The sequence below is a fragment of the Massilia sp. P2_C2 genome, from assembly GCF_056404615.1.
On sequence record NZ_JBFUDR010000683.1, the window covers coordinates 1 to 539 of the forward strand.

General features: G+C 57.9%; 1 protein-coding gene. It reads right to left on the minus strand.

From position 1 onward, the window contains the following. The coding region (locus tag AC1DYX_RS31850) for a DUF1402 family protein (protein ID WP_477266288.1) at positions 1-539 on the minus strand (539 nt) is incomplete at both ends.

Below are 539 nucleotides of genomic sequence, written 5' to 3' on the forward strand. Positions count from 1 at the left end.
GCTCGGGATTGCCGACATTGTAAAGCGTGGCGGTCAGCCCCGGATTGCCAGAAATGTCGAAGCCAGCAATGCTCTTATAGGCGTCGATCGACTTTTTGATCGTCGCCGCGACGTAAGGCAGCGTCAGGTCCGGATCCATGATCGTCTTGTAGACCCCATTCGGATCGCTGACGTCGAGCTCGGGCAGCCCCGAAACCTTGTGCACGAGATCGCTCATCTGCAGTGCGGTCAGCGGGTTGAGTTGGCCAAGGCCAAAGGTCTGGCCGGCATAATAGGGCTGGAAGAAGGTGGCGCCGAAGCGGTCGTTGGGAAAGCTTGTGCCGCCGACGGTCTTGCCACGGAAAGAACGATTCCACACCTGCTCACGGCATTCCCACAGATCGTAGCTGTCCGACATTGTGCATTTCTTGAATTCCGGCCGCTGCACGAAATCGGTGATGTCCTCGCCGTCATAGGCGAAAGACAGCTTGCTGGAGAGGTAGGAGATCGCCTTGACGTAGTAGGTCTGCAGCCGGTCGTAGGCGTCGACATTGTAGGTG